Here is an 18,990-nt window from a genome sequence, read left to right as displayed (position 1 = left end):
TAATTTAGCGGTCCCATTTAACGGGCTCATTTAAAGAACTGATTTAAAGAACTATGCGCTCTACGCCGCCGGGTTTACCCAACAGCAGAATATCGGCGCTGCGAGCGGCAAACAGGCCGTTGGTGACGACGCCGACGATGGCATTGATTTTGGCCTCCATCGCTACAGGGTCACTAATTATGAAATCGAAGCAGTCGATAATAGGATTACCGTTGTCTGTCAGCACTCCCTGGCGGTAAACCGGCTCTGCACCCAGCGCCACTAGCTCACGGGCGACATACGAACGTGCCATGGGAATAACCTCAACCGGTAACGGGAAGCTGCCTAGCTTAGGCACGTACTTTGAGCCATCTGCTATGCAGATAAAGCGCTCAGCGCAGGCGGCGACAATCTTTTCACGGGTAAGCGCAGCGCCGCCGCCTTTAATCATATGTAAGTTAGCATTTACTTCGTCTGCGCCGTCGATATAAAAGGGCACCGTGCCAACGCTGTTGAGCTCAAATACCTCAATGCCGAGTTTTTCGAGACGTTTAGCACTGGCGTCGGAACTGGCCACGGCACCTTGAAATAGATGACGTAGCGGGCCGAGGCGATCAATAAATAGATTGGCCGTAGAGCCCGTACCAATGCCTAAGATGGTATCTTTTTCGAGCTGAGATTTAATTTCTTCAATCGCAGCGTCCGCCACCGCGGCCTTCAATTCATCCTGATTCATAGCAAGCCTGTGCATTAGAAATGAGGTAGTGACGTTAGTATAACGGCCTAAACGGTGCTTGCCGATGGAAACACGGCTAGACGCCGCTAGCCGTAATCTGCTACCAATAAAAGCTTTGTCCGTTCACGTTCTTCCCTTGGGATACCCGCATGCTAGAAGCAACCGTCAAAAAGATCCTCCAAGCTCGCGTTTATGAAGCCGCTTGTGAGACCCCGATTTCCCCTGCTCCCTTTTTGTCGCGTCGCTTCAACAACCAGATTCTGATTAAGCGTGAAGATCTACAGCCGGTGTTTTCGTTCAAGATTCGCGGTGCTTACAACAAAATGGCGCAGCTAACCCAGGCGCAAAAAGACAAAGGTGTGATTGCGGCTTCTGCTGGTAATCACGCGCAGGGGCTCGCCATGGCCGCGAAACTCATGGGTGTTAAGGCCGTGATTGTGATGCCGCGTATCACGCCCGAGATTAAAGTGCAGGCGGTACGCGCTAGGGGCGCCAAGGTCATACTTAAAGGTGATGCTTTCGCTGCGGCGGCGGAGCATGCGCAGGAGCTGATTAGCGAGCATGGCTATACCTATATTCCTCCCTTTGACGATATTGATGTGGTCGCTGGGCAGGGCACGGTGGGGATGGAGATTTTGCGCCAACACGCCGGGCGGCTAGATGCCATCTTTGTACCGGTTGGCGGCGGCGGGCTGATTGCCGGCGTGGCGGCATACGTTAAATATTTGCGTCCCGATATCAAAGTGATTGGTGTGGAAGCCGAAGACAGCGCATGCCTCAAAGCGGCTCTCGAAGCCGGGGAGCGGGTCGTGCTCGATCAAGTGGGCGTGTTTGCCGAAGGCGTCGCGGTAGCGCAAATTGGTGAGGTGCCTTTTTCGCTAGTGAAAGACCTGGTTGATGATGTCATTACCGTCAATACCGATGAAATGTGCGCGGCGGTGAAAGATATTTTTGAGGACACTCGGGCCGTGGCGGAAACTTCTGGCGCGCTGTCGCTGGCAGGACTGAAAAAGTATATTCAGCAAACCGGTGCTGAAGGGCAAACGCTGCTGTGCATTAACTCCGGCGCAAATACCAATTTTGACCGCCTGCAGCACATTGCCGAACGCACGGAGCTAGGCGAACAGCGCGAAGCGATCCTGGCGGTCACCATTGCCGAAAAACCCGGTAGTTTTAAAAAGTTCTGCCGTACGCTAGGCAAGCGTATGGTGACTGAGTTTAGCTACCGTTATGCCGACAGCACTGAAGCGCATGTTTACGTGGGGATCCAGGTGAAGCCGGGTGGAGAAGACCGCCAGGCGGTGATCGACAAACTTCGTGAAAATGACTATCAGGTAGAAGATCTTACCGATAACGAGTTGGCGAAGCTGCATATTCGCCATCTTAGCGGCGGACGCCCCAGCGAGCGTTTTGAAGAGGAAGTCTATCGCTTTGAGTTCCCTGAACGCCCGGGCGCGCTAATGAACTTCCTTACCCAGCTGCCCCATGACTGGAATATCTCATTGTTCCACTATCGTAACCATGGCGCTGCCTATGGTCGTGTGCTGGTGGGCATGCAAGTGCCTAATGGCGACAGGTCTCATGTGGCTGAGCATTTAGACGCTATTGGCTACCGCTATTGGCGGGAGAGTGATAACCCCGCTTATCGCTTATTCATGGCCTAATATCGTTTGTACCAGTGTAAGTGGTTGCTTACCCTGAACGCCAGAGCAGCTAGGCAACATTTGTTAACGAAAACGTTTCATTAAGCGTGAAAAAATGTTGGTTACGCTGTTGTCAACGGTGCCCTTATAGCCCTATAGTCGTGGCCGAAATTAATCGAATCTGCCACGACGTTTTGATCGGAAATAGAGGGCAGGTTTAAGACATTCGGTAACAGTAAAGGTGTTGGAGAAGCAGCATGCGGCGGAAGAAGCCTGATATGGTGATGGCGTTGATGGTGGTGTTTGCATTAGGAGTGCTCGCCACGGGTTATGCGCAGGCGTTGTCGGGAAGTTAATCCACAGCGTTTTGCAGCAGCGCCGTTAACCGACAAGGTGCAGTTGATAGGCAGCATATGAGCTGATTCTTGACAGAATCAGCTTTTTTTATGGCAGTTTATCGACGGCGTACACAGCCTTGGTCGCTCACCACGGCCTTTAAAGGCACGTCCCAGGGTTCAATCGGCAGCGAAGCGACTTGCTGGCAAGCGTGGGCGACGCCGATCAGGGCAGGTGAAGGGCCGAGGCGGTGCATAAACGCTAAGCTGCGGTCATAAAAGCCGCCACCCATGCCCATGCGATTGGCCTGGGCGTCAAACCCCACTAGCGGCACGATGAGCGTGTCTAGGGCCCAGGCGGGCAGGCGATTACAACGCTTGGCGCTAAATCGCTCGTCAGGCTCCCAAATGCCAAAGCGGTTTTTGACCATGGGGGTGTCCGAGCGGTAGGCAACAAACCAAAGATTATTGTCACTAAATGGCCGTAAAACGGGCAAGTACACATCTACCTTTCGCCTGCGTAACCAGGTAAGGAGCGGGGTTGGGTCAATTTCGCCGTTAACAGGCAGATATAGGCTTAAGCGTCGCGCGCGGCGAATTTCAGGCAGGGTTTTAAGCTGATGACACAGGCGCTGTGCCGCAACATGCTGCTCTTGCTGGGAAAGGGCGTTGCGCTGATGACGTAAAAAGCGGCGTAGCGCGCGTTTATCAACGTCGGGTAGTGCGGTAGCGTGATGGAGATTGTTCATAAACCGCTATTCCCCTATATCTTTACGCTCATACAGAGGTGTTCTCCAAGGTGCCGCTGCCGTTCTGGCCCTGAACCTACTGGTTCAAGGTGGGTGGCCGCAGCCAGACCGTCAGGCTTTCCGACGCACGGACATGCACACGGGTCTGGCTAGCATTTGGCCCCCTGGGTACTGCGCATAGGCTCGAGGGACTATAACGACTGGCGTACACCCCAGAGAACTCCGTCATCCTAACAGAGCCGTGGCTAATGCCAAAGTGTTGGTTAAAACGTTAACTAGCGCTGACGGGTTTTGGCGAGCACCCGGTCAAGTCGATCGTTAAGGCGATTAAGATTCGCTTCGCCAGCACGGTGCTCATCTATTGCTTCGAGCAACTCGTGGGTAATATTGAGCGCTGTCATGATAGCAACACGCTCACTTCCCAAGGCGCTACTTTGCGCATTAATGCCCTGCATAGCGCGATCTAGGTAGCGCGCGGCACGGTCCAGTTTTGCTTCTTGGCCCGTGTCGCAGGCAATGACATAACCGCGCCCTAACAGGGTTATTTCTTTGGTTGGCCGCTTGGCGTTACTCATCAAAGACTCCAGCACGGGCCAGCAAGGGGCCCAATGCGTTAACATCACAGCATAGGAAGATAGACGTCGCTCACTATAAGAGAGGCGCTTGTACGCGGTCAACGCGTAAGCACTATCGCCAATACGATCCCAACCTACCCAGTGGAGCAAGTGAAACGATGTCATTGATTGATGAGCGCCAGGATTTCTCTGACGTAGCGGATGTTTTCTTACTGCATGGCAGCATGCAGTCACCGGCATTTTTAGATGGCCGCCTTTGCGCTTTGCTAGCACTGCGCGATGTTAGCGCAGCGACATGGCTTGAAGAAGTTTGCCAGAGCCTGGGCATTGAACAGCCCCGTGATCCTGCCAGCGCAGAGCGCCTATTAGGTTGGCGGCGCCAAACGTTGGAGGCGTTAAGCGCCAGCGATCTGGATTACACGCCGCTGCTGCCTGATGAATTGTTCTCTTTAGGAGAGCAGGCGCAGGGGCTTAAAGAGTGGACGCAAGGCTTTATCGAAGTGGTCGATGAAGTGGCCGATAACGAGCTTCGCGAGCGCTGGTCGCAAGCGCTGTGCGAGGCAATTGAGGACCTAGAGGGGGTCGGCCGAATGGAGGCCGATATCGACGATAGCCCCGAAAACGAAAACGATCTTTTTGCGCTTACCGAGCATGCCCGTATGGCTGCTATGCTGCTTTACACCGAGCAGCATCCCGGCATGCCGCAAGTAGAACAAACTGACGCACCCGTTCATTAATTCTGCTGCTTGGAGGCTTTATGCTGCCTGAGTTGTTACCTCGGCCATCTGCGATAGGCGTGGCTGAATATCGCCGCCGCCGTGACGCCTTAATGGCCCAGCTGCCGAATAACGTCGCCGTTATTCTTGTAGGTGCCGGGCTAATGACCCGGTCACGCGACAGTGAGTTCGCCTTTCGTCAGAACAGCGATTTCTACTATCTCACGGGCATTCGTGAGCCCGATGCGCTATTGCTGCTGCTCCCCGGAAAAGCGGGCAACGAGAGCGTGGTGTTCTGTCAGGACCGGGATCCTGCTCTGGAGGCGTGGACAGGTCGCCGCTTGGGCGCTGCCGGCGTGATCTCAGAGCATGGGATTGATCAGGCGTTCGAAAACGCTGACCGCGATGAGCGGCTGCCCGAGCTGTTAGCCGAGCGTGAGCTGCTTTATTTACCTCTAGACAGCGCCGAGGCCGTGGCCATTGCAGAAGATGCGTTGATGTCAGCACAGGCAGGGCTGAGACGCGGAAAGCCGCCGCTAAAAGGCTGGCTGGACGTGAGCCCGTTGATTCATTCCATGCGTTTGATCAAAAGCGAGGCGGAGATTGCTCTGCTGCGTCATGCGGCGCTGATATCCGCCCGCGCCCATAGGCGTGCCATGCAGGTATCTCGGCCTGGGCTGAGTGAATATCAGCTACAGGCCGAGTTAGAGCATGAATTTGTATGGCAAGGCGCCAGCGGCCCCGCCTACAGCACGATTGTCGGCAGCGGTGCCAACGCTTGTGTACTGCACTATATTGAGAACAGCGCGCCACTCGCCGATGAGTCTTTAGTACTCATTGATGCCGGTGCCGAATTCGATCTTTACGCTGGGGATATTACCCGCACGTTTCCCGTCACTGGGCAATTTAGTGACGCTCAGCGAGCACTCTATCAAGTAGTATTAACCGCTCAAGAAAAGGCCGTGAACGCTATACGGCCGGGAGTATCGCTCGCAGATATTCACACTGGCGTGGTGCATGATTTAACGGCTGGGCTAATAGCGTTGGGCTTGCTGGATGGAGAGGTTCAGGCGCGCATTGATGACGAGAGTTATCGCCGTTTTTATCTGCATTCAACGTCACACTGGCTAGGCCTAGATGTGCACGATGTCGGCGCCTATCGGCTAGACGAAAAGACGCCTCAGCCATTGATGGCAGGCATGGTGCTTACCGTTGAGCCAGGCCTTTACATACCTAGCGATAACGACATTCCTGCTGTCTTTCGCGGTATCGGCATTCGCATTGAAGACAACGTGGTGGTAACAAGCGATGGTCACGAAGTGTTGACGGCCGATGTGCCTAAGCAGGTGAATGAAATTGAAGCATTAATGGCTAAGAATTAAGCAATTAAAAATCTCTATAATAGCCTTTATGTAATTTACGTTACGAATTATTAGTTGCCTTTGGGTGGCGGTAATGAGAGGGGAAAGCCAATGCAGCAGTCTGATTCAGCGGCTGAGCAACCATTGACCCATGACATTGTGATCATCGGGGGAGGGTTGGTCGGTGCAAGCTTAGGCTGCGCCCTGGCACCGTTGATAGAGCGCTATGGCTGGCGGGTCGCGATTGTCGAATCTGCTCCGCTACCGGCGAAGCCGTTGGAAACGCAGTGGCAGCCCAGCTTTGATGCTCGCGCCAGCGCTATTGCGGAAGGTTCTGCGCAGCGCTTTCAGCAGTTGGGTGTTTGGGAGGCGATGCGTCGCGAGGCAACCCCGATACGGCGTATCCATATCAGTGAGCGCGGCCGCCTAGGCGCGACGCGGCTAAGCGCAGATGAGCTGGGCATCGCCGCGCTTGGCCATGTGATACCTAATGCATGGATGGGGCGTGTACTTCATCAGCGTCTTACTCAGCTGCCGTTAGCCTGGCACTGCCCCGCCACGGTTGAGCAGCTTACGCCCGTGGCGGGCGGGCATCACTTGCAGCTTTCCGATGGTAGTCAATTAACGGCAGGGCTAACGGTGCTCGCTGACGGTGGCCGCTCGGGGCTTAAAGAGCAGCTGGGCATCGGCAGTCGCCGCGAATCGTATGAGCAAACTGCCTTGATTGCTCATGTGGGTGTTAGCCAGCCCCATCAGGGCGTTGCTTACGAGCGCTTTACGCCGCTGGGGCCTATGGCATTGCTACCGCTTCCCGGGCAGGCGATGGAGTTGATATGGACGCACCCCAGCGGTAGCGAGCAAGCAAGGCTGGCGCTGTCTGAGCGTGAATTCCTGCGGCAATTACAGCATGCCTTCGGCGATCGCGTAGGTCGCTTTACCCGAGTAGGGACTCGTCATGTCTATCCTCTGTCACTAGTGACAGCTGACGAGCCGGTTCGCCCAGGGCTTGCCGTATTAGGTAATGCTGCTCACGCGTTGCACCCGGTGGCCGGTCAAGGGTTTAATTTGGCACTGCGCGGAGTCATGGATCTAGTCGATGCGCTAGCACAAGGCGCGCTCGATCAGCGGCCATTGGGCGACATAACGACCCTGCTAGCCTTCGAACAGCAGCGCTCCCAAGATCGCGCTAACGTGATCCGGTTTAGTGATGGCTTAGTGCGTCTGTTTGGCCTTTCGTTTCCGCTACTGCCCCACGCTCGCGCTGCGGGATTAATTGGCTTGAACCTCATCGGGCCATTGCGTCGCAGCCTTGCGCGCCGCGCGATGGGGTTAGAGCGCTAGTGCCGCAAACAAGGAACACAAAACTATGCACACGAACACTGCATGGCAGATGAATGCTGCACCAGGAGCGCCGCTGGTTGAGCGGTTTGAGGCCGTTATCGTCGGTGGCGGCATGGTCGGCTCTGCGCTTTGCGCGCTGCTGGCTCAAGCGGGCATGCGGGTGGCGCTTGTTGAAGCACTGCCCGCGCCCGTTAGTCTGAAGCAGGCAGCTAGCGCACTGCCCGCCCCGCGAGTCAGCGCATTAACGCCGGTTTCACAGCGGTTGTTGACGCATTTAGGGGCTTGGCCCGCGATGCAGCAAACCCGGATAACGCCTTATCGCGGTATGCAGGTATGGGACGCTGAGGGTAGCGGTGACATTGCGTTTTCTGCCGATGAGGCGGGTGTTCTGGTATTGGGGCATATTGTGGAAAATGCGGTCACGCTAGCCGCGCTCAATAGCCAGGTGATCGATCATCCTAACGTTACGACGTTTTTTGGTACCAGTATTCAGGCCTTGCAACGCGCTAGTCAGAAGGCCGATAAGCAGGCCGATGGGGATTGGCTGGTACTGGATGACGGGCGCCAACTACACGCCCCGCTGATCGTAGCGGCCGATGGCGCGCATTCGTCACTGCGCGAAATGGCCGGCATTGAAGTGGCTAGCGATGCTATGCAGCAAGACGCGGTAGTGACCACCGTGCAGTGTGCTAAGCCGCACGGCGGTACGGCGCGGCAAGCGTTTATCGATGGTCGTCCGCTAGCGTTTCTGCCCTTAACGGTGGCGGACGACGATCGCTACTGCTCAATTGTATGGTCGACAACCCCAGAGCATGCAGCTGAGCTGTGCAGTAGCTCTCGCTCAGCGTTGGGCGATGCGCTGGCTCAAGCGTTAGGCCACCGGCTAGGCTCTGTTAAGGTCTGCGATCAGGCGCATCGTTTTCCGCTTGTGCAGCGCCATGCCCGTCAGTATGTTCAAGAGCATTTTGCGCTAGTCGGTGATGCTGCCCACAGCATTCATCCGTTGGCAGGTCAGGGTGTCAATTTGGGGCTCATGGATGCAGCGGTATTGGCTGAAGAGGTCGTGCATGCCTGGCAGCGCGGCGCCCCCTGGGGGGCGATAAGCACACTAAAGCGCTATGAGCGCCGGCGGCGCTTTGATAACGCTGCCATGCTGGCGTTGATGAAGGGGTTTAAAGTGCTGTTCGGCAGTCATCATCCTGTGTTGACGCTGGCGCGCAACCTGGGCATGAGCGGTATGAATCAGCAAGTGCCCTTAAAGCGGATGCTAATGCGGCAGGCGACCGGAGAGCGGGGCCGCCTGCCACTGACCTGCCGTTAGCGGCGGCGATCAACCACGTTAAGTGCTTTCAACAGGTTAAGCGCTTCGCTGAGCTGATAATCGTCAAGCAGGCGCTCGGCCATTTCTTGGCGGTCACGCGGTGCCTGTTGAGCGCTTAGATGCCCGTCAAGATCCGCCTCGCGAATTTCACGACGGCTTTCGGCGACTTCTAAACGCCCGCGGACGACTTCGACGTCAGGCTCAATGCCTTGGGCCTGAATAGAGCGCCCATTAGGGGTGTAATAAAGCGCGGTGGTGAGCTTTAGCCCCTCACCATTACCCAGCGGCATAATCTGCTGCACCGACCCTTTACCAAAGCTGTCGGTTCCCATAATGATGCCGCGCCGCTGGTCCTGCAGCGCACCCGCCACGATCTCGGCGGCCGAGGCGCTGCCGCCGTTGATCAGCACCACCAGCGGAATATCGCCAGCGGGGGTGTTGGACGAGGCGGAAAACGACATGGCGGTATCCGAGAGGCGCCCTTCGGTATACACGATCAGCCCTTGATCGAGGAACAGGTCGGCAATACCTACGGCAGCCTGAAGCACTCCGCCAGGATTATTACGCAAATCAAGCACCAGCCCTTCTAGCGGCTGTTCACGGGCCATCATCGCCAATGCGTCGCGAGCCTGTTCCGCAGTGCGCGACTGGAACTGGCTAATGCGAAGGTAGCCATAACCAGACTCAAGCAGCTCATGTTTAACGCTTTCGCTGCGAATAATTTCACGTTTTAGGATGAATTCCCGCGGAGTGTCTTCGCCTGAACGAAGTATGCTCATACGCAGCTCGCTTTCCGCTTCGCCGCGCATTAGCGTCACCGCTTCCTGAAGGGACAGATTCGCGGTGGGCGTACCGTCAATGGCGACGATAATATCGCGAGACAGCAGCCCCGCGCGTGAAGCGGGCGTGTCATCAATGGGTGTAATCACCATGAGCTGGCCATCTTCCATGCCGACTTCAATCCCAATGCCGCCAAACTCGCCCTGGGTCGACTCACGCAGGCTTTGGAACTCCTCCTCATCCAGATAGGCTGAGTGCGGGTCCAGTTCGCTAAGCATGCCTCGCATGGCGTTGCGCAGCAGCGTGCGGTCATCCACTTCTTCAACGTACGCGCGCTTAATACGCTCGAACACTTCGGCGAAGGTCTGAATCTCTTCTAATGGCAGCGTATCACCGGCATTTTGATTTGCCCCGCTAGCGCTGGATTGAGCGAACAACGGTAGCGGAACCGACAATAAAGCAATCGGGAGCAGGGTGGCCAAGAAACGCTTGGCGGGGGCTGATACCCCGATAACAGATAGCGTCATGCAGACTCCGCAAGGCGATAGGTAGCGCCGTAGCGCGCCACCCTGTAGTTGAGAAAACGGTAGTTAAAACACTGTCACTGAAAAACTGTCGTTGAAAATGGTTATTAAAACGGTCGTTAACACGGTAGCTAAAACCGCCAATAATTATGCAGCTTATCCCGTCAGCGTCGTGCAATCCAACGCTGTGGGTTAATTGGTTCGCCGCCACGGCGAACCTCGAAGTAAAGCGCCGCGCGACTCTGGCCACCGCTATCGCCGACACGGCCAATTTCATCACCCCGATTGACTTGCTGCCCCGGTCTTGCGCTGAACTGCTGTAAGTGAGCGTGTAGCGTCATGATCTGGTCGCCGTGATCGATAATCAACAGGTTACCAAACCCCCGCATCCAATCAGCAAAGACCACGCGGCCAGAGTGAACGGCCGTCACCGGCGTACCGGCACTGGCTTGAATCACAATACCGTTATAGTGAACGCCATCGCGATAATGAAAATCGCTGCTGATAGAGCCTTGTACTGGCCATGGCAAGTCGCCCCGAGTACTCACAATATGCGTAGTTGGCGTTGGTTCAGCAAGCTTTGCCATCTCGGCTTGGATATTGCGCAGAACGCTTTCCGCTTCTTCACGGCTCTGGTTGAGGTCCGCCAGCCGCTCCTCTTCGCTGCCGTAGCGGTCATCCAAGTTGGAAACAACGCCGCGGCGATCGGTGGTGCGCTGGGCGAGTAGCGCGCTTTGATCCTCTAATTCCTCGGCGAGCAAATCAAGGCGGGCTTGGCGTTCACTTAACGCGTTTTGAGTATCAGCCAAGGCCGTATCGAGGCGCGCTATATCGCTTAAACGACGATTGCGTGCTTCGGTCAGGCGATTCATATACGCCTGCATACGGTCAAGTTCAGCGGGATTGCCTTGATTAAGCAGCAGCTTGAGCTGTGGCGTTGGGCCGAGGCGATAAAGCGCAGAGAGCTGCTGGCCAAGCGCGGCATACTGACTGGCGCGCTCAGATTCCAGCCGGTCACGGTGCTCAAGCAGCTGGGCCGTTTCGTCATTAAGCTGACGCCGCTCGGCCTGCAGGGTGTCTAAGCGCTGATGCGTTTCGGCAAGCTCTGTTTCAACTTCACGCAGCTCACGCTCGGCACTGTCTCGCGCCTGGCCGGTCGAGGTAAGGCGCTCGGCAACCGATTTAATCTCTTGACCGATCGCATCAAGCTGCTGGCGCGCCGTGCTTTCATCCTGCTGGGCCAATCCGGCTGGCGCATAGCATAGCGCCAGGAGGACAACCACAGCCGAGTATCGCCGTGTACGCTGCATTTATGGCTGAGTGTCAGACTGAAAGTGAATTAATGATTTGCCGGTCATCGCTTCGGGCTGGGATTGGTTCATCATTGTTAGCAGTGTGGGTGCCAGATCGCATAGCCTGCCTTCTTTCAGCGAGGCCGCCCGCTCACCGACGTAGATAAGCGGCACCACAAAGGTAGTATGCGCGGTTTGGGGGGCGCCTGTTTCCGGATGCACCATCTGCTCGGCATTGCCGTGATCGGCGGTAATTAAACAGGCGCCGCCCGCGCGTTCGATAGCGTCAACCACGCGGCCTACGCATATATCGACCGTTTCAATGGCTTTCACCGCAGCGTCAAAGTCGCCGGTGTGACCGACCATATCGCCGTTGGCATAGTTACAGATAATCAGATCAAAACTGCCGCCATCAATGGCCTCTACGAGCTTGTCGGTAATCTCATAGGCGCTCATTTCGGGCTTTTCGTCGTAAGTGCGCACGTCCTGCGGGGAGGGCAGGAGAGTGCGTGTTTCACCATCAAACGCATCTTCGCGGCCACCGGAAAAGAAGAAGGTGACATGCGGATACTTCTCGGTTTCGGCAATACGCAGCTGCGTTAAGCCGCGTTTGGCCACCACTTCACCTAAGGTATCGCTGAGGTTAGACGGCGGAAACGCCGCAGGCGCAGGGATATCCGCCGCGTACTGGGTCATCATCACCAGCCCTTTACCGGCAAGCGTAGGACAAGCCCGACGCTCGAAGCCTTTAAAGTCGGGCTCGGCAAAGGCGCGGGTTAATTCGCGCGCGCGGTCGGCGCGAAAGTTAAGAAAAATTGCCGCATCGCCATCCTGCAGAGTAACTGCATTATCTTTGGAGCCGTCTTTGAGCGGTATACTGCTGGCTGATACAAACTCATCGGTTTCGCCGCGCTGATAGGCATCGCGTAGCGCCGTTTCGGCGCTGGAAGCGTAATGCTCGGCGTGCCCATCTGTTAGCAAGCGATAAGCTTGCTCAACGCGTTCCCATCGATTATCGCGATCCATGGCGAAGAAGCGGCCAATAATCGAAGCGACGAAGCCGTTGTCAGCGCCCACCAGCTCGGCGAGACGGGCATTGGCTCGCTCAATGGAGAGCAGGGCGCTTTGCGGTGGCATATCGCGGCCATCGAGAAAGGCGTGGATAAAAATACGCTGAGCACCGCGCCGAGCTGCGAGCTCAGCCAAGGCGATAAAGTGGCCTTCGTGGCTATGCACGCCGCCCGGAGACAGCAACCCGATTAAGTGTACCGGGCGATTATTCGCGACGGCTTCATCAATTGGCTGCGTGAGGTTGTCGTTTGAATCTAGGTCGCCGTCTTCAATCGCTTTGCTGATGCGAGTGAAGTTCTGATAAACAATCCGCCCAGCACCAATATTCATGTGCCCGACTTCAGAGTTACCCATTTGGCCGTCGGGTAAACCTACGTGAAGACCGTCGGTATGAACGAAGGCGTGGGGGCGATTTTCCCAAAGCGTATCCATCACCGGGGTAGCGGCAGACGCCACCGCATTGTGGGCGCTGTCGGGGTTGTGGCCGTAGCCATCAAGAATAATTAGCGCCACCGGGCGCGGGGTGCGAGAAGTGTCCATGAAAACCTCGTTAGGATTGGCAAGTCGACCGACTCGATAATTCAGGGTCGCGACGGGCGCACGCTTGGGGCATCATAACGCAGGCAACTGCCAGGCGTCATGATCAAGGCCTGCGCGGGAAGCTATCGGACGTGTATACTTGTCGCGTTTTGGCAGCGGTTAGGCCGCTTTTTTCTGCATTGACCAAGAGATTGTGTTCGCGATGATCGATCAAGTGTTCGAATTCGTACAGAACCACCCCCTGCTCGTTGGGGCATTTTTGCTGGTACTGATAGCGTGGCTTGTCTACGAAACGCGCAGTGCCTCCACCAATGCGTTGACCTCAACCCAGGCCACTCAGCTCATTAACCGTGAAGACGCGGTGGTGCTGGACATCCGTGAAAACAAAGACTTCAAAGCCGGGCATATCGCGGGGGCGCGCAACATTCCGCAAAGCAACCTCGATAGCCGCATGAACGAACTGGAAAAAGTCAAAGCCCAGCCGATCATTGTGGTGTGCAAGCAAGGGCAGAGCTCGGGTGCCGCGCAGGCCAAGCTTGCAAAAGCTGGCTTCGAGCGAGCCTTTAAGTTGAAGGGTGGCATGGCGCAGTGGCAAGGCGATGGCCTTCCAGTGGTTAAAAAGTAAGCATTGCTATCTTTATTTAATAAATAATCAGGAGTTTTCTCATGGCGGAAGATAACAACACCCCGCAGGCTGGTGCCGCAGCTGATGAAAAACCGCAGCTTAAGTTTTCGCTGCAGCGCATTTATGTAAAAGATATTTCGTTTGAAGCGCCTAATTCTCCGTCGGTGTTTAAACAGTCGTTCAAGCCGAAGGTCAATTTGGATCTTAATACGACCAGCACTAAAATTGCCGATGATCAGTACGAAGTAGTCGTCAAAGTGACGGCTCAGGTCAACGACAGCGAAACCGGCACTACCTCTTTCCTCGCGGAAGTTGAGCAAGCAGGTTTATTCCGCATTGCAGGAATTGAAGGCGCGCAGCTGGAGCAAACGCTGGGGGCTTTCTGCCCGAATTTGCTGTTTCCTTACGCCCGCGAGTGCGTAGATAATCTGGTCAATCGTGGTGGCTTCCCGCCGCTGATGCTGGCGCCGGTTAACTTCGAAGCAATGTACGCCCAGCGCAAACAGCGCGAAGCTAAGCAAGCCGCTGAGAATACGCACTAAGCGATGCACGCCTCTGACTGGTACGCCCAGCATGGCAAAATGCCGCGTCTCTATGTGCCTGCTGCTTTTGTCGCAGGCAGCGACGTTGCATTGCCTGAAGGGCCTGCTCGCCATGTCACTCGGGTATTGCGCATGGCTGAAGGCGCACCTCTGGTGCTGTTTGACGGCCATGGGCAGGAGGCCGGCGTACGGCTGGCGGCGGTGAGTCGTAAGCAAACGCTGGCGCATGTTGAGGCCGTGTGGGCGGGCAGCGGCGAGTCGCCGTTAACGGTGCATTTAGGTCAAGCGATCTCCAAAGGGGATCGCATGGACTATGCCATCCAAAAGGCCGTTGAGCTGGGCGTTGCGACCATCACGCCGCTCTACACAGAGCGTGGTGATGTGCGTTTGAAAGGCGATCGTGAAGATAAAAAACAGGCGCACTGGCAGGCGATTGCTGCCAGTGCCTGTGAGCAGAGTGGGCGTGCCGTGGTGCCTTGCGTACATGCGCCAATGGCGCTGTCTGCATGGCTGGAAGACCGTCAAGAGCCGCTGCGCTTGATGCTGCACTTGGCTACGGGCAATGCCTTTGATCAGCACAGTCGGCCCGCTGCGGTGGCGCTGTTGATCGGCCCAGAAGGCGGTTTGAGTGACAGCGACATCGCCGCTGCACAGGCCGCCTCCTTTACGCCCTTAACGCTTGGTCCGCGCGTTTTACGCACGGAAACCGCCCCGGTCGTGGCACTTACTCTTCTCCAGCACTATTTTGGAGATTTGTAAGTACTCACTTTCGATTATAGCCTTTAGCTATCCTCTATAATGGCTTATTGATCCCCAATATTTGCGTTTTAGCGTACTCCCTAAGACACCGTCATCCTGGTCTATTTTTTGAAGGACGTTCCCCATGGTCCGCGAGTCACACTCCTCTCCTCGATCTGCTAGCGATGCATCCGCCCAGTTGGGTGAGGTGGCGTACTTAACGGTAACGGCCGTTAATAACGTTGGTGCTTTTTTACAGTGGGGGCAGCCTAAGGATGTGTTGCTACCGTTTAGCGAACAACATTTTCGCCCTGATCCCGGTAAGCGTGTTCTGGTCATGCTGTATAGCGATGACCAGGGGCGGCCAGTGGCTACCATGAAGCTTGATCGTTTTTTGACCGATGACGCTTGGGCACTAGAAAAAGGCGATGAAGTGGCCGTGGTGGTGGCCGAGCGCACCGATCTGGGTATGAAAGTCATTGTGAACCACCGCTACTGGGGGCTCATTTATCAAGATGACGTTACCCAGCCATTGCGCAGAGGCCAAGCCGTTAAAGGCTATGTTAAGCAACGTCGTGAAGATGGCCGCTTGAATATCTCGCTGCTGCCGCCAGGTGCCGCGCGCTTAGATATCGTCGGCGATAAAATTATTCAGGCACTGCGTGAGAGCGGCGGCTATTTGGCGTTGGGCGATAAAAGTGCGGCGCACGAAATTAAAGCCCGGCTAGGCGTCAGCAAAAGCGCTTTTAAACAAGCGATTGGACGTCTTTATAAGCAGCAGCTGATTACCTTAGAACCTGATGCTATTCGCTTAGTGCCCGGTGCTCTTAGCGAGTAGTTCTTAGCGAGTAGTTAGTTGGGGCAGTTGGAGCCGGACGGGCAGTACGGCATACTGAGCGTCAATTGTTTATGTTTGGAAAATGCCCGATGAGCCACTCAAATTTGCATCTCGGCGTTGTGATGGATCCCATCAGCGACATCGCTTACAAGAAAGATACGACCATTGCCATGCTGTGGGCCGCCCAAGAGCGTGGCTATACCCTGCACTATATGGAGCAGGAAGATCTTTTCTTAAACGCAGGGCAAGCCTACGCGCGTATGCGCCCTTTGACCGTGCACCGTAATCCCGACCACTGGTACGACTTAGGTGAGCCTTCTGCTCGTCCCTTAGCCGAGCTGGATGTGGTGCTGATGCGTAAAGATCCGCCGGTGGATGCCGATTTTACCAATGCGGTACACCTGCTGGGTTTTGCTGAGCGTGACGGCGTGCTGGTAGTGAATCCTACCGCGGCGCTCTTGCAGTGCAACGAAAAACTGTTTGCTCAGCAGTTCCCTCAGTGCTGCGCGCCTACCATCGTGGCCAGCCGCGATGATGTGCTGCGCGCCTTTCACGCTGAGCATGGCGATGTGATCTTCAAGCCGCTTGACGGCATGGGTGGCACGGGCATTTTTCATATTGGCCCAGAAGGTCGCAATATTGGTGCCGTGATTGAACAGCTTTCCTTGCGGGGTCAGCGCCAAATTATGGCGCAGCGCTATCTGCCCGAAATTAAAGACGGTGATACGCGCATTTTGCTCGTTGATGGCGAGCCGGTGCCCTACGGGTTGGCACGCATCCCCTCGGCGGGCGAAACCCGCGGCAATTTGGCGGCCGGCGGGCGTGGTGTTAGCCGTGAGCTAACCGAGCGCGACCACTGGCTGATTCAGCAGGTACAGCCGATGATCCGAGAGAAGGGGTTAATGTTCGTCGGGCTAGATGTGATTGGTGATTATATTACGGAAATCAACGTCACTAGCCCCACCTGCGTGCGTGAAATTGACGATCAGCGCGGCACGAATATTGCCGGCTTGCTGCTGGATGCCATCGAGCGCCGCTTAGCCTAAACCAGGGCTGCACCCTCAACTCATTTATTACGCTACGCCTGCTGGAGCCCCTGCAGGCGGTGGGAGACGCATGCAAAGTTTGAAACATCACTTTCTCATGGCCATGCCACATCTAGAAGATCCTAACTTTGCCGGTAGCCTTATCTATCTTTGTGATCACGATGACAACGGCTGTATGGGTGTGATTACTAACCGCCCGCTGGAGATCACGCTGGAGGCTTTATTTGATCAATTAGAGCTGGGTGGTGACGCAAGTCCGCATCGTAATGCGCCGGTCTATTACGGTGGGCCAATGCATAAAGACCGCGGCTTTATTCTGCACGTTGGCGATAGTCAGCAGTGGGACTCTAGTGTTCAGGTGGAAGATGGCATTGCGCTCACCACGTCGCTGGATATTTTGCAGGCTTTCGCTGATGGCGATGGTCCTGAGCAGTTTTTAGTCTGCCTAGGCTGTGCGGGCTGGGATGTTGGGCAGCTTGAGGATGAGCTCAAAGAAAATTCCTGGTTGACCGTAGAAGGCCAGCACCACGTGCTGTTTAACACGCCACCCGTCGAGCGATTGACGACCGCAGCTGGCTTATTGGGCGTAGACCTTAATCTGATGACTCGAGATGCGGGGCACGCGTAATGGCCGATGCAGGCCAACGCTTAGTGCTTGCTTTTGACTATGGAACCCGGCGCATTGGCGTTGCCGTGGGCAATGAGCTATTGCGTAGCGCCCGTGAGTTGACGCCTCTCACGGCGCGCGCGGGTATTCCAGACTGGGACATCGTTGCGCGGCTGCTCAATGAGTGGCAGCCGGATCTGTTAGTGGTAGGGCTGCCGCTTAATATGGACGGTACCGAGTCGGAGATGAGTATTCGCGCTCGCAAGTTTGGTAATCGTTTACACGGCCGCTTCGGTAAACCGTGTGCAATGGTCGATGAGCGCGGCACTACGCGGGAGGCGAAAATGATCGCTCGCGAGGCAGGCCATAAAGGCAACTATCGTCAAGACAGTGTCGATGGTATTGCCGCTATTCTTATTCTTGAAGGTTGGTTTGCCCACCAGGAAGGCTTGCCTGGCGGGCGTCTTTCCTTGTAACTAGCGATCCAGCGTGCCTACTTGGGCTGGAACATACCAGCGCACGGGGCGCAGATCCTGTTCTATCAGCTCGTCAACTTTCAGCAGCGTAGCGAATATCGCCATGCGCATGGGAATGCCGTTATCTGTTTGGCGAAAGATCGCCAGCCGCGGGTCGCCGTTAAGATTTACATTCAAATCATTGGCGCCAGGGCGGCTATCGCGGGGCAGCGGATGCATCACGATGGTGCTCTGGCCGCAACGCTGATCGAGAAAATCGCGATTGACCATAAAATCATCGGAGAGCCCTTGGAAGCTCTCGTTCATTTCGTCGGTAAAGCGTTCTTTCTGAATGCGCGTGGTGTAAACCACGTCCAGGTCTGCAAAGTCATTGGCCAATGACTCACGCTGCTCAATGCGGTGACCGCGCGATGCAACTAGATCAATGAGTCGTGAAGGCATCTCCAGGCCTGGCGGTGACACCAGAGTAATGCGCAGCGGATCATAAAGTGACAGTAGCTTAATCAGTGAATGCACCGTGCGGCCGTACTTTAAATCGCCTGTCAGCAGAATATGCGCACCGCTAAGCGATTTGCCCAGACGCTGAAACTCCTTATCAATCGTATAAAGATCCAGCAGCGCTTGGCTGGGATGTTCGCCAGGGCCGTCTCCGCCGTTGATGACTGGTACATTGGTCGCGGCCGCAAACTCTGCGACGGAGCCCTGATCAGGATGGCGCATCACGATAGCATCGCAGTAGCCGCTCATTACGCGGCTGGTGTCGTAAAGCGACTCCCCCTTTGCCATCGATGAGAAGGTAAAGCCGGTCGTGTCACATACGCTGCCGCCCAAGCGACAAAAAGCGGTATGGAAGCTTACCCGTGTGCGGGTGCTGGCTTCAAAAAACAGATTCCCGAGTACCGCCCCTTCTAATACGCGTGTCACCTGGCGGCGCTGGGCAATCGGCTCCATGCGCGCGGCGACGCGTAATAGGTGATCAACGCTTTCGCGATTTAATGAATCGACAGTTAGCAGATGGTGGCTCATAAGGGACCTCGGCAGGGTGGTAGATAGGCTAGTGTAACCGCCAATGAGGGGTGTGCCGAAGGGGTTTTACCTACGAATGTCAGTTAACAAATAACGGCCCAATCGTTCTTTTTACAGTTATTTTTCAAT

19 protein-coding genes and 1 other RNA gene are annotated in these 18,990 nt (G+C 55.7%); 12 read left to right on the top strand and 8 right to left on the bottom strand.

The features are described from left to right. Positions 1 to 43: 43 nt before the first annotated feature. Positions 44 to 715 carry a ribose-5-phosphate isomerase RpiA gene (gene rpiA, locus ACT3TF_RS12300; RefSeq protein ID WP_444672284.1) on the bottom strand — a complete coding sequence of 224 codons (672 nt, stop codon included), beginning with the start codon at positions 713 to 715 and terminating at the stop codon, positions 44 to 46. A gap of 149 nt (positions 716 to 864) precedes the next feature. On the opposite strand from rpiA, the gene ilvA reads away from it, so the two are divergent. Next, on the top strand, positions 865 to 2,379 hold the full coding sequence (ilvA, locus tag ACT3TF_RS12295) for a threonine ammonia-lyase, biosynthetic (RefSeq protein WP_193062977.1): 1,515 nt from the start codon (positions 865 to 867) through the stop codon (positions 2,377 to 2,379). Between the two features lie 433 nt (positions 2,380 to 2,812). Here ilvA and ACT3TF_RS12290 read toward each other — a convergent pair whose 3' ends face one another. The 3 genes from ACT3TF_RS12290 to ACT3TF_RS12280 form a co-directional block, all read right to left on the bottom strand. After that, complete coding sequence (locus ACT3TF_RS12290; protein ID WP_193062975.1) at positions 2,813 to 3,442, bottom strand: 5-formyltetrahydrofolate cyclo-ligase; 630 nt, start codon at positions 3,440 to 3,442, stop codon at positions 2,813 to 2,815. A gap of 38 nt (positions 3,443 to 3,480) precedes the next feature. Next, positions 3,481 to 3,664, bottom strand: a non-coding RNA gene (ssrS, locus tag ACT3TF_RS12285) — 6S RNA. 53 nt (positions 3,665 to 3,717) lie between these two features. After that, positions 3,718 to 4,017 carry a cell division protein ZapA gene (locus tag ACT3TF_RS12280; RefSeq protein WP_193062973.1) on the bottom strand — a complete coding sequence of 100 codons (300 nt, stop codon included), beginning with the start codon at positions 4,015 to 4,017 and terminating at the stop codon, positions 3,718 to 3,720. Positions 4,018 to 4,175: 158 nt separating this feature from the next. Between ACT3TF_RS12280 and ACT3TF_RS12275 the strand changes: the two genes are divergently transcribed. The 4 genes from ACT3TF_RS12275 to ACT3TF_RS12260 all read left to right on the top strand — a co-directional run bounded on the left by ACT3TF_RS12275 (position 4,176) and on the right by ACT3TF_RS12260 (position 8,756). Beyond that, positions 4,176 to 4,754, top strand: coding sequence for a UPF0149 family protein (locus ACT3TF_RS12275; RefSeq protein ID WP_193062971.1), 579 nt, complete (start codon positions 4,176 to 4,178; stop codon positions 4,752 to 4,754). Positions 4,755 to 4,774: 20 nt separating this feature from the next. Beyond that, positions 4,775 to 6,115: a Xaa-Pro aminopeptidase gene (gene pepP, locus ACT3TF_RS12270; protein WP_441684336.1), complete on the top strand. Its 1,341-nt coding sequence runs from the start codon at positions 4,775 to 4,777 to the stop codon at positions 6,113 to 6,115. A 90-nt stretch (positions 6,116 to 6,205) separates the two neighbouring features. Next, positions 6,206 to 7,435, top strand: coding sequence for a 2-octaprenyl-6-methoxyphenyl hydroxylase (gene ubiH / locus ACT3TF_RS12265; RefSeq protein ID WP_193062967.1), 1,230 nt, complete (start codon positions 6,206 to 6,208; stop codon positions 7,433 to 7,435). A 25-nt stretch (positions 7,436 to 7,460) separates the two neighbouring features. Beyond that, on the top strand, positions 7,461 to 8,756 hold the full coding sequence (locus ACT3TF_RS12260) for a UbiH/UbiF/VisC/COQ6 family ubiquinone biosynthesis hydroxylase (protein ID WP_441684335.1): 1,296 nt from the start codon (positions 7,461 to 7,463) through the stop codon (positions 8,754 to 8,756). Here the strand turns inward: ACT3TF_RS12260 and ACT3TF_RS12255 are convergent. From ACT3TF_RS12255 to gpmI, 3 genes are all read right to left on the bottom strand, one after another. Continuing rightward, positions 8,753 to 10,063 carry a S41 family peptidase gene (locus ACT3TF_RS12255; RefSeq protein WP_441684334.1) on the bottom strand — a complete coding sequence of 437 codons (1,311 nt, stop codon included), beginning with the start codon at positions 10,061 to 10,063 and terminating at the stop codon, positions 8,753 to 8,755. The two genes, ACT3TF_RS12260 and ACT3TF_RS12255, sit on opposite strands and share 4 nt — an antisense overlap. Before the next feature lie 161 nt (positions 10,064 to 10,224). Further along, positions 10,225 to 11,370 (bottom strand): murein hydrolase activator EnvC family protein, encoded by a 1,146-nt coding sequence (locus tag ACT3TF_RS12250; RefSeq protein WP_444624785.1) that lies wholly within the window; start codon positions 11,368 to 11,370, stop codon positions 10,225 to 10,227. Beyond that, on the bottom strand, positions 11,371 to 12,963 hold the full coding sequence (gene gpmI / locus ACT3TF_RS12245) for a 2,3-bisphosphoglycerate-independent phosphoglycerate mutase (protein ID WP_444672283.1): 1,593 nt from the start codon (positions 12,961 to 12,963) through the stop codon (positions 11,371 to 11,373). Positions 12,964 to 13,165: 202 nt separating this feature from the next. Here gpmI and ACT3TF_RS12240 point away from each other — a divergent pair, with 202 nt between their 5' ends. From ACT3TF_RS12240 to ruvX, 7 genes are all read left to right on the top strand, one after another. Beyond that, positions 13,166 to 13,588 (top strand): rhodanese-like domain-containing protein, encoded by a 423-nt coding sequence (locus tag ACT3TF_RS12240; RefSeq protein ID WP_193062958.1) that lies wholly within the window; start codon positions 13,166 to 13,168, stop codon positions 13,586 to 13,588. Positions 13,589 to 13,629: 41 nt separating this feature from the next. Next, entirely contained in the window at positions 13,630 to 14,130 is a 501-nt protein-coding gene (gene secB / locus ACT3TF_RS12235) for a protein-export chaperone SecB (protein ID WP_441672001.1), read from the top strand. A gap of 3 nt (positions 14,131 to 14,133) precedes the next feature. Beyond that, on the top strand, positions 14,134 to 14,889 hold the full coding sequence (locus ACT3TF_RS12230) for a 16S rRNA (uracil(1498)-N(3))-methyltransferase (protein WP_441684331.1): 756 nt from the start codon (positions 14,134 to 14,136) through the stop codon (positions 14,887 to 14,889). A 124-nt stretch (positions 14,890 to 15,013) separates the two neighbouring features. Beyond that, positions 15,014 to 15,706: a CvfB family protein gene (locus ACT3TF_RS12225; protein ID WP_444672282.1), complete on the top strand. Its 693-nt coding sequence runs from the start codon at positions 15,014 to 15,016 to the stop codon at positions 15,704 to 15,706. An 89-nt stretch (positions 15,707 to 15,795) separates the two neighbouring features. Next, complete coding sequence (gshB, locus tag ACT3TF_RS12220) at positions 15,796 to 16,752, top strand: glutathione synthase (RefSeq protein WP_441684329.1); 957 nt, start codon at positions 15,796 to 15,798, stop codon at positions 16,750 to 16,752. A 70-nt stretch (positions 16,753 to 16,822) separates the two neighbouring features. Continuing rightward, complete coding sequence (locus ACT3TF_RS12215) at positions 16,823 to 17,380, top strand: YqgE/AlgH family protein (RefSeq protein WP_096276617.1); 558 nt, start codon at positions 16,823 to 16,825, stop codon at positions 17,378 to 17,380. Beyond that, the gene (ruvX, locus tag ACT3TF_RS12210; RefSeq protein ID WP_193062948.1) at positions 17,380 to 17,835 is read left to right on the top strand and encodes a Holliday junction resolvase RuvX; all 456 of its coding nucleotides are present in this window, start codon (positions 17,380 to 17,382) and stop codon (positions 17,833 to 17,835) included. The genes ACT3TF_RS12215 and ruvX overlap by 1 nt, the downstream gene beginning before the upstream one ends. Here ruvX and ACT3TF_RS12205 read toward each other — a convergent pair whose 3' ends face one another. Continuing rightward, the gene (locus ACT3TF_RS12205) at positions 17,836 to 18,861 is read right to left on the bottom strand and encodes an aspartate carbamoyltransferase (protein ID WP_444672281.1); all 1,026 of its coding nucleotides are present in this window, start codon (positions 18,859 to 18,861) and stop codon (positions 17,836 to 17,838) included. Between the last annotated feature and the right edge of the window lie 129 nt (positions 18,862 to 18,990).

The sequence above is a fragment of the Halomonas sp. AOP25-F1-15 genome (assembly GCF_052378675.1).
GTDB lineage: Bacteria > Pseudomonadota > Gammaproteobacteria > Pseudomonadales > Halomonadaceae > Vreelandella > Vreelandella casei.
This window is presented reverse-complemented; position numbering and strand designations above follow the sequence as displayed.